Source organism: Flavobacterium hibisci (assembly GCF_020026925.1).
Taxonomy (GTDB): domain Bacteria; phylum Bacteroidota; class Bacteroidia; order Flavobacteriales; family Flavobacteriaceae; genus Flavobacterium; species Flavobacterium hibisci.
The window spans coordinates 22,563-37,401 of sequence record NZ_JAIQDW010000012.1; the positions used below are offsets into that span (position 1 = coordinate 22,563).

At 36.0% G+C, this 14,839-nt stretch carries 8 protein-coding genes; 4 read left to right on the top strand and 4 right to left on the bottom strand.

What is annotated here, in order from left to right; all coding sequences use genetic code 11:
• Position 1 precedes the first annotated feature (1 nt).
• On the top strand, positions 2-1,966 hold the full coding sequence (locus K8B81_RS13265) for a transglycosylase domain-containing protein (protein ID WP_223682076.1): 1,965 nt from the start codon (positions 2-4) through the stop codon (positions 1,964-1,966).
• A 192-nt stretch (positions 1,967-2,158) separates the two neighbouring features.
• Here K8B81_RS13265 and K8B81_RS13270 read toward each other — a convergent pair whose 3' ends face one another.
• Both K8B81_RS13270 and K8B81_RS13275 read right to left on the bottom strand, forming a co-directional pair.
• The gene (locus K8B81_RS13270; protein WP_223682077.1) at positions 2,159-2,908 is read right to left on the bottom strand and encodes a LytR/AlgR family response regulator transcription factor; all 750 of its coding nucleotides are present in this window, start codon (positions 2,906-2,908) and stop codon (positions 2,159-2,161) included.
• Positions 2,905-4,728, bottom strand: coding sequence for a tetratricopeptide repeat-containing sensor histidine kinase (locus K8B81_RS13275; RefSeq protein ID WP_223682078.1), 1,824 nt, complete (start codon positions 4,726-4,728; stop codon positions 2,905-2,907). The genes K8B81_RS13270 and K8B81_RS13275 overlap by 4 nt, the downstream gene beginning before the upstream one ends.
• A 192-nt stretch (positions 4,729-4,920) precedes the next feature.
• Here K8B81_RS13275 and K8B81_RS13280 point away from each other — a divergent pair, with 192 nt between their 5' ends.
• The gene (locus K8B81_RS13280; protein ID WP_223682079.1) at positions 4,921-6,081 is read left to right on the top strand and encodes a vWA domain-containing protein; all 1,161 of its coding nucleotides are present in this window, start codon (positions 4,921-4,923) and stop codon (positions 6,079-6,081) included.
• A 24-nt stretch (positions 6,082-6,105) separates the two neighbouring features.
• Positions 6,106-6,729, top strand: a complete 624-nt coding sequence (locus K8B81_RS13285; RefSeq protein ID WP_223682080.1) for a murein L,D-transpeptidase catalytic domain-containing protein — start codon at positions 6,106-6,108, stop codon at positions 6,727-6,729.
• A gap of 67 nt (positions 6,730-6,796) precedes the next feature.
• Here the strand turns inward: K8B81_RS13285 and K8B81_RS13290 are convergent, their stop codons facing one another.
• Positions 6,797-7,834 carry an NADP(H)-dependent aldo-keto reductase gene (locus K8B81_RS13290; protein ID WP_223682081.1) on the bottom strand — a complete coding sequence of 346 codons (1,038 nt, stop codon included), beginning with the start codon at positions 7,832-7,834 and terminating at the stop codon, positions 6,797-6,799.
• 540 nt (positions 7,835-8,374) lie between these two features.
• Between K8B81_RS13290 and K8B81_RS13295 the strand changes: the two genes are divergently transcribed.
• Positions 8,375-14,047 (top strand): T9SS sorting signal type C domain-containing protein, encoded by a 5,673-nt coding sequence (locus tag K8B81_RS13295; protein ID WP_223682082.1) that lies wholly within the window; start codon positions 8,375-8,377, stop codon positions 14,045-14,047.
• A 77-nt stretch (positions 14,048-14,124) separates the two neighbouring features.
• On the opposite strand, the gene K8B81_RS13300 is transcribed toward K8B81_RS13295, so the two are convergent.
• On the bottom strand, positions 14,125-14,586 hold the full coding sequence (locus K8B81_RS13300) for a regulatory protein RecX (RefSeq protein ID WP_025571602.1): 462 nt from the start codon (positions 14,584-14,586) through the stop codon (positions 14,125-14,127).
• Positions 14,587-14,839: the final 253 nt, after the last annotated feature.

Sequence of the window (14,839 nt, forward strand, 5' to 3'; positions counted from 1 at the left end):
TATGCGATTTCCAAAACAAAAAATAGTCAAAGCTCTTAAAATACTTGTGGTAGTGTTTATTTTGCTTTGTATCGGATTATACTCTTTTCGTAATTCGCTTTTAAAACAAGTTATTGCAAAGGTAACGCACAAAATGGTGGTTGATTACAATAGTGATTTTTCAATAAAGGAAGCTTCTTTTGATGGTTTGTCGGGAGTTAAATTTACTGATATTGTTTTAGTTCCAAAAAATGCTGACACTCTTTTCAATATTAAACAGGTAGAAACTACCATCAGCCTTAGTAATCTGTTAATTGGTGATATACAGCTTGGCACTTTAAAAATTAACGACGGTTACATTCAATTAGTTAAAAAAGGTAAGATTCGAAATTTTGATGCCTTTCTGAAAAAGAATGATACTGAAGAACCATCAGATGAAAAACGTAAATACGCTGATGTTGCTTATCGCATTATTACAAAATTACTGAATCTGGTTCCGACCGATATGAAACTGGAAAACCTGGATTTCAAAATTGATGACAATGGTAAAAAGGCAAGTATTGCTATTAATAAACTGGTTTTGCAGAACAAACAACTTACCACAAATCTACATGTTCAAAGCAAAAATTTTGATCAGCGCTGGAACATAAAAGGTTTTGCTGATCCAAGAAATAAAAAAGCTGACATTCGGTTTTTCAATCTGGATACCGGAGCTATCAGAGTTCCTTATTTAGACGAACGCTATAATTTGAAGGCAAGCTTTGATTCGATACGCTTAAATGTTGCTAATATTGATAAAGACGGAAGCGAATTACATATTGACGGATATACTTCTATTGCCAATTTAAAAATTAACCATCCCAAAATTGCAAGTAAGGATGTTGTCATAAAAAATGCACGATTTGATTATCGCTTTTTATTGGGATCTGATTTTATTTCGATTGACAGCACATCAACGATGCAGCTAAACAAAATAAAAGTGAAACCGTATGTTTCGTATAATACAGAATCGGATACGGTTTATACTTTAAAAGTGGATATTCCCAAGATGAAAGCGCAGGATTTTATCGTTTCATTGCCTGATGGGTTGTTTACGCATTTTCAGGGAATGGAAGCGACAGGTAATTTTAATTATAAACTGGATTTTAAATTCAATAAAAACAAACCAAATACTTTAGTTTTCGACAGTAAACTGAATAAAGAAAACCTGAGAATTACCAAATACGGAGAAGCAAATCTTACTAAGTTAAATGGTGAGTTTGTGTATCGTGCCATTATTCAGAATGTATTGCAGCGTCCTGTTTTAGTAGGAACTGCAAATCCGAATTACACGCCTTTGGATCAGATTTCGCCTTATTTGCAAAAATGTGTGCTGACTACTGAAGACCCGTCTTTCTTTTCCCACCGCGGATTCATCAATGAAGCTTTCAAACAATCGATTTTAAAGAATATCAGGACTAAAAAATTCTCTCGTGGTGCCAGTACTATTAGTATGCAGTTGATTAAAAACGTTTTTTTAACCCGTGAAAAAACACTTTCGCGTAAGCTGGAAGAAATATTATTGGTTTATATTTTAGAAAATAACCGAATTGTAAGCAAAGAAAGAATGTTGGAAGTGTATTTCAATATTATTGAATGGGGACCAAATGTGTACGGAATTGGAGAAGCAAGCCAGTTTTATTTCCAGAAAAGCCCTTCTGATTTAAGTGTTGACGAATGTTTGTATCTGGCCACTATTATCCCAAAGCCGCGAAAATTCATGTATCAGTTTAACGATCAGGGAAACCTTAAAGATTACGCCTTGCAAAATCAAAAATTCTTAAAGAACTTAATGTTCCGCAGAGGTCTTTTGGTTCCGGAGGATACACTTGGTCAATTGCCGGTGTACATTTCTGGCAATGCACGTTCTTTAATCAAAATTAAAGTGCCGGATTCGACTCAGGTTCCTGTTGATTCTTTGTCGGTGAATGATGAGTTTGATTTATAGAATTTTACCCGATTAAACCTAACACTAAAGTTTAAAGTTAATATTGTCATTCTGAGGAACGAAGAATCTCCGCAATCAAAATCCACAAAGTAAAGGACAATCTTTGTTGAGCTTCTTATGGAGATTCTTCGTTCCTCAGAATGACATACTTGTGTTTAAAAACTTCAGTACTTAATAAATTGCAATAAAACATTATTTAAAATTCTTCAAAAAATCATCTTTATAAGTTGGCGAGACTTCAATTTCAGAACCGTCGTTAAGCGTAATAATACCGCCTTTGTTATACGATTTTACACAATTCATATTGATGATATGTGATTTGTGAACGCGTATAAAAGGCAATGGCAAAATTTCTGAAAAGTGTTTTAAAAACCGGCAGACCATTTTTTTACTGCCGTTATTCAAATACAAATCTGTGAAGTTGCCGTTACCTCGAAGTCTTACGATTTCTTCCATTTTTACGACTTCAAATCCTTCAAGTGTTGGTAGGATTACCTGTTGTTTCTCAGGTTTTGATTCATGGAAATTCTCGACAATAATTTTATTCCGGTTAAAGATTTCCTGATTCATGATTTGATGATGCACCTTGTTTACCGCTACAATCAATTCTTCGATAGAAATGGGCTTTAGCAAATAATAAGCAGCACTTTGATTTAATGCTTTTAAGGAATATTCAGAAAAGGCTGTTACAAATATGGTTTCGAACTGCAAATCCTTACACGCTTCCAAAACATCAAAAGCATTACCGAAAGGCATTTCGACATCCAGAAAAACCAATTGGGGCTGTATTTCATGCAACAAGGGAACCGCTTCTTTTATATTCTGTGCTTCTCCAGCCACTTCCACCTGCGGACAATATTTGCTCAGATAATTTTTGAGCACTTCGCGCGCTGCCAGTTCATCTTCTACAATTACACTTTTTATCTTTTGAAAAGCCATCATATGGTATCGATTAAAGGAAAAATGATTTCAACTACAGTTCCGGATTCCGGCAATTTTTTCTCTTTGATTGCAAAAGAAATGTTCTTTTTATACAATTCATTCAGCAAACCAATTCGTTCTTTGGTATTGTTGAGTCCTCGTGATTCATATACTTTCTGATTACTGGTTTTAAGTTCCTGACTTTTGGTTAAACCAATTCCGTTGTCTTCAATAATTACATTTACTTTTCCGTCATTCAATTGAAATTTTAGATGTAAAAATCCCTTTTTATCCAGATAACGCAGGCCATGCCAAATCGCATTTTCTAAGTGTGGCTGAATGATCATATTGGGTACAAAAACAGTTTCTGCATCCAGATTTTTATCAACCGTAATTCCAAAATCAAATTTATCCTGAAAACGCAAATGTTCCAGATCCAGATATTTTTGTAACTGCTCCACTTCTTTATCCAAAATAATAAAATCCTTATTAGAATTTTCCATCATATCACGCATCAGGGTCGAGTAGGAAGTCAGGTATTTATTTGCTTCGAGTTCCTTATTTTCAGAAATAAACTGATTCACACTATTTAAACTGTTGAAAATAAAGTGTGGATTCATTTCACGACGTAAAGATTGTAAAGCGATTTCCTTATTCTTTGTTTTGATGGAATAAAGCGATTTTACAATAAAAAGAAATAAAACCAAAAGCAAAATAACAGATCCAATTAAAAAATAATTGAAAGTGTTTTTTTTGGTAATTAATTCATCTTTAAGGGATTTTTCTTTTTCAAGCTGCCGAATTTTACCTTCGGTAATCTGGAATTTTTTAGTATTAATTAAGGTTGTGTCAGACTGAATTAACTGATCGAAGTTTTTAATAAACCCTTCGTAAAGCGCCATACTTTCTTTTTCATTTCCTTCCGCTTTATAATATTGTACTAATTCGGATAATGTTTTTTTTGCTTCCGCTGAATTTCCTTTGCGTGAGGCTAAGTCATATGCTTCTTTCAGGGACGTAAGTGCTTTTTGAGGCTCTTCTTTCTTAAAATAAAGAGAAGCCAGCGATTGTAATTGCTTTATTTGAGTATTAAAATCCTGTTTTGTGACGGCTTCCGCCAAAAGCTTTTCGTTGATGCCAATTGCTTTTTCAAACTGATTGTCTGAGGCGTAAACTTTGGCAATTTCGTTTTTGATTTTAATTACAGCTTCAGGTTTGTCTTTTGCATACACAAGGGCTTTTTTATAGCTTTCTATGGCAACCTTTTTATCTTTTAGGTCTAATGAATTCTGTGCTTTCTGGACATAAGCTTCCGTAACTTCCGTGCTTTTCTTTTCTTTTTTCAGCAATTCAATATTAGAATCTACATAATCGGTTTGACTGGCGGGATTTGCACTATTACGTAAGCGATTGGCATCATTTATATTGATTTTTTCTTCAGAAGCATCTTTTGCCAATGAACCTGCGGCTTCATAATTTTTAATTGCTAAATCAAAGTTTTTTTGGTTTTCCTGAACTTTTGCAAGACTTCTCGTAACACGGACCTTGTCTTCAGTAAGCTTAAGTTTTGTATAACTTGTCAATGCTTTTTTGTAATATTCCTCCGCCTTTACATTATTCCCTTTATTTAGAAATTCATTTGCCAGCGTTTCATAGTTTTTGGCAATTTGTCCTTCATCGTTTACATCCAGGGACTTCTCTAAGTTTTTTACCGCTTTGCTCATTTTCGATACACGGACCGCTTTCTTTTTTGAAAAAACAGTATCCTGTGCTGCTATTTTAAAAGGTAGCAACAACAATATAAATAACGAAAAAACAGTAATGGATAATAAACGTCTCATATTATTACAATTATGTTACTTGAGTTCCGGCAATTCCGAACGTTGAAAAATAACAATGTAAAGTAAAGTATTTTATGTTCCGTTTACAACTTGTTTCGCCAAGTCAAAACACGGTTTCACCATTTCTTCAAAAAACGAGGATTTTAAGTTTTTAAGTTTGATCTGTAATCGAACCTTTAAAATCAGACAACCATGAAATCAAACTTATTTATCTCCGCAATTTTGGCAACTGTAATCAGTTTTGTAAGCTGTAATTCATCAAATGCAAATCCAAAAAATAATATTGAAATTGAAAGACCGGCACCAACAGAAAACACAAAAATTCAGGTCGCGCTTTTACTGGATACTTCGAGCAGTATGGACGGATTAATCGATCAGGCGAAATCTAGGCTCTGGAACATTGTCAATACATTAACAACATTAAAATACGGAGGCAAAACTCCTGATATCGAAATTGCTTTATATGAATACGGAAATGACGGATTATCGAAACAATCCAATTATATCCGACAAGTAACACCGCTTTCGACAGATTTGGATTTGATTTCGGAAAAGCTGTTTGCTTTAAGAACCAATGGCGGTAGTGAATATTGCGGAGCCGTTATTCAGGATGCCACCAAACAGTTAAAATGGGCGAGAGAAAAGAGCAATATGAAACTCATTTATATTGCCGGAAATGAGGATTTTAATCAGGGCGCAATAAATTACAAAGAAGCGATTAGTGATGCCTTGAAGAATGATATTTACGTGAATACTATTTTTTGCGGCAATAAAAACGAAGGTATAAACATTCTCTGGAAAGATGGCGCCGATTATGGTAAAGGAAAATATTTTAATATCGATTCAAATCAGGCTGTGCAATATATAGCTACTCCGTATGATGATGAAATTTCAAAATGTGATGAAAAGATCAACAAAACATACATCAATTATGGTTCCAGAGGGTATGAAAAAAAAATGAACCAAAATCTACAGGACCAAAACGCAAAAAAAGTTTCGGCATCCAATTATACAGAACGTGCTGTGAGCAAATCAAAAGCGGTTTATAAAAATGAAAGCTGGGATCTGGTTGACAAAGTAAAAGATGATGCAGCGGCTATTTCTAAAATTAAGAAAGAAGAATTGCCGGCAGAGCTTCAAAATAAATCAGCAGAAGAGATAAAAACTTTTGTGGCTCAAAAATCAAAGGAAAGAGAAACTATCCAAAAAGAAATTGCGGTCTTAGCCAAAAAGCGTCAGGAATATATTGATTCAGAGTCTAAGAAAAGTAAAAAGCAAGATGATTTGGGTAATGCAATCAATACGTCAATTTTGGGTTTTGCAAAGGTGAAAGGATACACGGTTGAAAAATAGCAATCCTAAAGTCAATCTGTAAATATGAGAAAGAATATTTTAATCTTGCTTTTAACTGGAATTTTTGGCGCGGGTTTTGCATGCAGAAATGACAAGGAGAAGGATTTAAAAACTATAAATGCAAAGCCGGTTTATTCTTATGAAGAGAATCTAAAAAAGGAAGCAGCTGTTATAAGGAGATTTTTGGGGGAATCTCCGAAATATAATTCAGATGTCGCTTTCTTTTTAGACATGAAGATAGAATCAGGAAAAAACCGGTTTTTTATTTACGATTTAAAACATGATAAATTACTCGATAAAGGGCTGGTAGGACATGGTTCAGGGTCAGAAACGGGTATTGTCGGTAAACTAAAGTTTAGCAACGTAAAAAATTCCAATTGCAGTTCTTTAGGAAAATATGCAATTGGCGGTTCTTACACCGGAAAATTTGGTAAATCGTATAAATTATATGGTTTAGAAAAAACAAACAGTAATGCTTTTGACCGAAATATAGTCCTTCATAAATATTGCGATGTCCCTTTTGAAGAACAGCCTTATCCTATCTGCAACAGTCTTGGCTGCCCGATGGTAAATGAAAAATTTTTTGGCGTTATCGAAAAACTCATTGATGACTCAAAAAAGAAAATCATTCTTGTAATGTATTATTAAATGAATCCTAAAAATATAATCCCGATAACTGCAAGGTTGTCGGGATTTTGTATTTAATGATTCGTATTTAAGGAGCAGGATCAGGAATAATTGTCTGAACATTATCAATCTCATCCAGAATTTCTTTTGAAAGTATTATACCAACAGTAGCAATATTTTTTTTTAATTGTTCCATAGTCGTGGCGCCAATAATGGCACTAGTTAAAAAAGGCTGTTGCAATACAAAACCTAAGGCCAGTTCAGTCAAAGTCAATCCATGTTTTTGGGCGATTTCCTGATATAAACGTGTTGCCCGAGTGCTTTGTTCGCTGTTGTAACGTTTGTATTGCGGAAAAAGATTGATTCTGGCATTTGGGTGTGGTTCTCCTGTTAAAAACTTACCCGATAAAACGCCAAAAGCTAATGGCGAATAGGCTAACAATCCAACATTTTCATGCACAGAAACTTCGGCAGAACCCACTTCGAAAAGACGGTTTAATAAATTATATGGATTTTGAATCGTTTTGATTCTTGGTAAATTTTGGTATTTGCTTTCCTCCAGAAAACGCATCATTCCCCAGGCATTTTCGTTTGAAACACCAATATGTTTTATTTTACCTTCTTTAATCAAAACATCAAAGGTTTCCAAAACCTCCCTGAAATTATCTTCCCAGGCTTCATCCTGAACTTTAAATCCCCGTTGACCAAAACAATTAGTTTTGCGTTCCGGCCAATGCAGTTGATATAAGTCTATATAATCTGTCTGCAGGCGTTTTAAGCTGTTTTCCAAAGCATATTTGACACTTGCCGCAGAGAAATCCAATTTCTCACGCATGTAGCCAAAATTTGGATTTGGTCCTGCGATTTTTGAAGCCAGGATTATTTTATCACGGTTACCGGTTTTTTTGAACCAGCTACCCACTATTTTCTCGGTACTTCCATAAGTTTCTTCACGTGCCGGAACCGAATACATTTCGGCTGTATCAAAAAAATTGACACCATTTTCAAATGCATAATCCATTTGCTGATGTCCTTCGGCTTCTGTGTTTTGTTCACCAAAGGTCATAGTACCCAGGCAGATTTTGCTTACTGATATATCTGTATTAGGCAGGGTAGTATATTTCATAATTTGGTATTGTATAACTTCTCAAAGATACAACCGTATTTTTTAAATGAAAAAGCCTAAAGTTAAAAAGGACTTAAAGTTTTCTATGTTTCGATTGGCAAAAAGAAATTTAACTTTTACATCCTTTTTAGTTATGAAAAAACATGGAATGTTGAAAATCAGATGTTTTATGTTTTTATATGTAGTAATAAACTTATTTTAAATAACAAATCACCTCATTTTTACTGTAAGTAAATACTTCTGATTCTTACTTTTTTTAATTCAAAACAGGTCGCTCATCGACTAATAATGTCTTTCATCTAAAAGGTCGCAAAATCCATAAAAATGCTGATTTTACCAGTTAATTTTGTTTCATAATCTAAGTTAAAATGGATTACAAAAATAAAACCTTCTTACGGGTTTTTACGTAGGTACATGAAAGTACAAAATTTTAAAGGAATTCGATTTTTAATACACCTGGAATCAGGTAGTAATGTTATAAGAAATAATCAACAAAATTTAGTTATCAAACTATTGTATAAGAATTTAAAAATTTTTTTTATGAAGAGAATTTTACTTATTCTGTTAATGGGTCTTTTTCAAAATTTCATTTTTGGAGCGACAATTACAAGTACCGGAGCTGGTGGAAACTGGAATTCAGGAAGTTCTTGGATAGGAGGGGTAATACCAGGGGCATCAGATGATGTAGTTATAGTATCTGGAAGTACAATAACAGTTAATACAAATGTTTCCGCAAAAAGTATAACTGTTTCAGGAACAATGGCTATTCCTGCTAATACTGATGTCAGTATAAATTCGTTATTAATTATTGTTAAATCTCCTTCAGGAAATATTTATTTTAATAAAAAATCTATAATTACATTACCACAAAATGTGGCCTTATATCTTCAAAATGGGTCGAATAGTTTAAATACCTCGGATAGCGGAGTTTGTAGTAACAATACAGAAATACATGTAGGTACAACAAATTATGCTGTTTGTACAGGCGGCGGTGCTACATATACATTTGATCAGGTTGAGAGTGCAGGTGGTATTAATACCACAATCACTTTGTCTGGAAATCAGTATATCTGTACCTATGGCACTAACACAACGACATTTACTTCTACTGTGTCTTCGGGCACTTGGTCCAGCGGAAATACTTCAGTTGCTACAGTAAATCCTTCAACAGGAGTAGTAACGGCGCAAGGAGTTGGAACAGCAACAATAACGTATACAGTATCTGGAGTTGGAAGTGCTACAAGAGATGTATATGTTGCTAATGGACCAGGAGGAGGAGTAAGCGCTATTAATGGCTCTAATTCACAATGTCAAAATACTTCGGCTAATTATACAGTAACATCTAATAGTGCTAATTATAATCATACGTGGAGTTATAGTGGTACTGGAGTTACTTTTGTTACATCAGCCGATGGACGTTCAGCTACTGCAACTTTTGCTTCAAATGCTACTTCAGGACAAATAGTTGTGAATTCGACTAATGCTTGTGGAAGTGGTTATGGAGCTGGTTTTAATGTAACTATTGCTGGAGTACCTTCAGCACCAGGAACAGCTAATCCTGATAGTCCATTATGTACAAGTTTTAATGCTCAATGGGCATTTACATCGTTAGCGACAAAGTATTTTATAGATGTTGCAACAAGTAGTAGTTTTGGTGCAGGAACTTTGCTCCCATCATATACTAATCTTGATGTGGGAAATGTTTTAGTATATCCTATAACGGGATTAAACCCAGGAACAACTTATTATTATAGAGTTAGAGCATATGGCAATTGTGGTACAAGTACAAACTCTTCAGTAATGACTTATGCAACAACCCCTAGCCCAGTAGTTCCGGTTGCAACTTCTATAAGTAGTAACGTACAATGTAATTATGCTGAACCTCAATGGAATACAGTAGCCAATGCAACAGGATACTATTTAGATATCGCTACAGATAGTGGGTTTACAAATTTTGTAGCAGGATACAATGGTTTTAATGTTACAGGTAATAATGGAATTGGTCCATCGAATAATCTTCCTGCTGGTACTTTGTATTATAGAGTGAGAGCATACAATAATTGTATAGTAACAGGAAATTCTAATGTTGTAAGTTTTCAAACAACAGCTCCTGTTGGAGGTTCGGTTTCTCCGGCGCAAACTATTTGTGCAGGAAATTCTCCAACATCCAATCTTACATTAAGTGGATATACAACCACAAACACGGCAATAGTAAAATGGCAAAAAGCAAGTGATATAGGTTTTACTTCTAACGTATCTGATATTTCTGAAACAACAAATGTTTTGTCTATTGCTAAAATTGGTGTTTTAACTACAAGTACTTATTTTAGAGCTGTTGTACAAAATCAATTTGGTTCCTGGTGTATGTCTAACTCGACACCAGTATTGATAACTGTTAATAATTCTATTTCAGCGGCTTCATCAACTCCAACGGTTTGTATTAATACAGCATTAACCCCAATAACACATACTGTAATTGGCTTTACAGGTATTGGAACTGTGACCGGTTTACCATCTGGAGTATCTCCATCTTTATCAGGCAATACATTGACTATTAGCGGGACACCAACAGCCTCAGGGACTTTTAATTACACTATTCCTTTGACGGGTGGTAGTTGTGGAGGCACAAGGAATGCTACGGGGACTATAACGGTTACAGCAGTACCAGCAACACCAGGAACAATTAGCCAACCAACCAATAAATGTGCAAGTACAACAGGAAATACTTTTAGTATAACTTCAGTACCGGGAGCTACATCTTACACTTGGTCAGTTACAGGAACTGGCTGGGCAGTAACAGCAGGAGGTACAACTACCTCAGCAACAATTACTATTGGTTCAGGTGCAGGAATAGTTTCTGTTACTGCAACTAATGCTTGTGGTACCAGTTCAGCTTCTACTACAGGTAGTGTTGCTCCAACTACGGCTCCGGCAACACCAGGAACAATAACGCAGCCAACTAATACATGTGCAGGTTCGACAGGCAATACATACAGTATAGCTTCTGTAAGTGGAGCGACTTCTTATACATGGTCAGTTACAGGAACTGGCTGGGCAGTAACAGCAGGAGGTACAACTACCTCAGCAACAATTACTATTGGTTCAGGTGCAGGAACAGTTTCTGTTACTGCAACTAATGCTTGTGGTACCAGTTCAGCTTCTACTACAGGTAGTGTTGCTCCAACTACGGCTCCGGCAACACCAGGAACAATTACTCAGCCAACAAATAAATGTGCAGGTTCAACAGGAAATATATTTAGTATAGCTTCCGTAACCGGAGCTACATCATATACCTGGTCAGTAACCGGTACAGGGTGGTCAGTTACTTCAGGAGGAACAACTAATTCTGCAACCATTACAATCGGTTCAGGGATAGGAACAGTTTCTGTAACGGCTACAAATGCGTGTGGTACAAGCTCTGCTTCAACTACAGGAAATATCACTCCAACTACTGCTCCGGCAACACCAGGAACAATTACTCAGCCAACCAATAAATGTGCAGGTTCTAACGGAAATATATACAGTATTGCTTCTGTAAATGGAGCAACTTCTTATACATGGTCAGTTACGGGAAGCGGCTGGTCAGTTACTTCAGGAGGAACAACTACTTCTGCAACCATTACAATCGGTTCAGGAATAGGAACAGTTTCTGTAACGGCTACAAATGCGTGTGGTACAAGCTCTGCTTCAACTACAGGAAATATTACACCTAACCCAAGTCCAACCCCAACATTTACTACTCTTGCTCAGTTGCAAACATGTGCAGGAGAACATATGACTTATACGACCCAGAGTGGACAATCTAATTATACTTGGACTGTCTCAGGAGTTCTGAATACAGATTACAGACTTATTGCAAGAGGTACAACAACAAATTATGACATTGTGATTGAATGGTTAACTGCTGGTTCTAAAACCGTTACCGTTAATTATAATAATTCCAATGGTTGTAATGGTGCTGCAGCAGCAACTTATGCTACAAATGTAACTGTCATTGACAGAGGAAGGGTAAATGGCGGTGCGCATATTTGTAAAGGAAGTACTTTGCCAACTTTAACCTTGCGAAATGATGCAGGAAATGCACCTTATCCGGATGCTTCATTGGTTTTAATGTGGCAATACAGTGACGACTTAAATAATGCGACCTGGAATGATATTCCAGGAACTGCAGGCCAAATATCTTATACACCAACAGCATTTCCGGGTGCATTTAGAACGTATCAGGTTATATTGAAAAGCGGTATTTGTACTAAGACTTCTATAGAATCCAGAATTAATATAGACGCCTTTAATGCGCCAACTTTAGGTACAACAACTTATCCTACTTGTTCGGTTGCTACAGGCAGTGTAGTTTTAACTGGTTTGCCATCCGGAAACTGGACAATTAATCAAACAGGAACTACAACTGCGACTTATACTAATATTGTTGCCAACACTACTAGTTATCCTGTTGTTGGATTGCCAGCAGGTACTTATACTTTTACAGTTAAAGAAGGAAATTGTACTTCTGATGCTTCTGCAATTTTGAATATGACTCAGGTAGCTAACATTTGGGATGGCACAAAATGGTCTAAAACAGGTGATACAACATTACCAACTGCCGGAGATAAAATCGTTTTTGAGGGTGATTACACTGTAACAAGTGATATATCGGGTTGTAGCTGTACAGTAAATTCGGGCAATGTAATTGTAAATTCAGGAAGAACATTAACTATTAAAAATGAGGTAACAGTTAACGGAGGTACTTTGACATTTGAAAACAATGCCAGCTTGTTACAAGATGTTAATACGACTGTAAATAACAACTCTGGTCCTATCATCTACAAGCGCAATTCCCAGCCGATGAAGAATTTCGATTTTACATACTGGTCATCGCCTGTAGAAGGTCAGACGTTATACAATTTATCGCCTAACACGCTTTGGGACAAATACCAGTCTTATAGTGGAAGTGGCTGGAAAATCGAGACATCAACCAATGTTATGCAGCCTGGAATCGGTTATATCATCAGGGTGCCGAAGCCTTTTGCGTGGCCGGACCCTAATGCAGCCAGTTACATACAGCCAGTGCAGTTTATAGGTAAGCCAAACAACGGTAACATCACCAGCAGCCAGCATATGGATAAAGGCAAATACTACCTGATCGGAAATCCGTATCCATCGGCCATACATGCAGATGATTTCTTGTTCAGCAATGTAAACAACAGGAATATTTTAGGGGGAACCATCTATTTCTGGACCCACAATACGGCTATTAAGGTGGTCAATTCTAAGCTTGCTTATGTTTCAGACGACTATGCGAGTTACAACCTGACAGGCGGGGTTGCTACTTCTGCTGTAAGTGATCCGGGCTATAATGATAATCCTTCACTGGATACAGGCAGAAAGCCAACCGGGTACATAGCTGCAGGACAATCGTTTTTCACGATGGCTGAGGATGGCTCAGGGTATGTGGAGTTCAACAACTCCATGCGTTATGGCGGAACTGATAATTCACAATTTTTCAAACCGGGCAAAACATCAAAATCCGCATCGATTGAGAAACACCGCCTTTGGCTGAATCTGACCAATACCGGAGGGGCATTCAAACAAACGCTGATTGGATATGTTGACGGAGCGACAAATGGTTATGATACAAACTTTGACGGAATGACTTACGACGGCAACAGTTATATTGATTTTTACAGTGTCAATGAAACTTCCAGGCTGACGATCCAGGGACGTGCCTTGCCATTCAGTGATTCAGATGTTGTTCCTTTGGGCTATCGTTCGACAATTGCGGGAGATTTCACCATTTCCATAGATCAGGCTGATGGTAGCCTGTCAACCCAGAGAATTTACCTTGAAGACAAGCAGACCGGAACAATAAATGAATTAACGGCCAAAAACTATACTTTTACGACCAAGGCAGGTGCATTCAACAATCGATTTGTGCTTCGTTACAAGAACACAACATTAGGAACCGGAGATTTTGAAACGGTTGATGATGCTGTTTGGGTTGTTGCCCAAAACAAAACCATTACAGTAAATTCGACTGCGGAAAACATTGATAAGGTATTTATTTATGATGTTTCCGGAAAAGAGTTGTATAGTAAAGATAAGGTGGGCAATCTTGAATTAGTTCTTCAGAACCAGCCATTTGCGCAACAGGTCTTACTGGTAAAAGTAGTGCTTGGGAATGGCTACCAGACGACCAAAAAAGTGATCTTTAAATAAAACTACAAACCATAAAACAAAAAATCCGATAGCAAAAGTTATCGGATTTTTTTTTATTAATAGATTAAATAATTGGCTCAACTCAGGAGTTCAAGTTCTTTTACCTTATCATAAACTAAATTGCTTTCATAACCTCTTCGAAGTAAATAATCGCAAAATTTCTTTCGTTTTTTTAAGGCATTCCGTTCTGTTAAACTTTCCCAGCATTTTTGAGAAAGGTGATCAAATGTTGTCGCGTATTCCTCAGCGGAAATTTCTTTTAAAGCAAGATTAATATTGGCTGTAGAAATGTGTCTGGTTTTAAGTTCATTTACTATTCTAATTTTTCCCCAGTTTTTAATACGGTGCTTACCGCGGGCAAAACTGCAGGCAAAGCGTGTTTCGTTTAAAAAATTATCTTCAATTAGTTTGACAATAATAATGTCGATTTCCTCCGGAGACATTTTTAAAGAATATAGTTTAGTTACGACTTCATCATGGCAACGGTCCTGATAGGCACAAAAATGTTCTAGTTTTTGTAATGCTTCTTTGATGGTCATACTTGAAAAATGAAAAAGGATTAATTAAAAACAAAAGTAGGTTATTTAATATAATTGTGGAAAAGCTTTAATGAATGTAAAAAAGTAAGAAAATTTAACATATTGGAATTATTTTTTTTATATTTTTGAAATACCCCATTGTAAGCAACTTAAATTCAGTTGTTTAGTAAATATGTTTTTTTGAGGAAAAGTAGCTGTTCCAGACACGCCCCACAGTTCTAGCAGTATTAGCTTTTTCAATACCACTCATAAG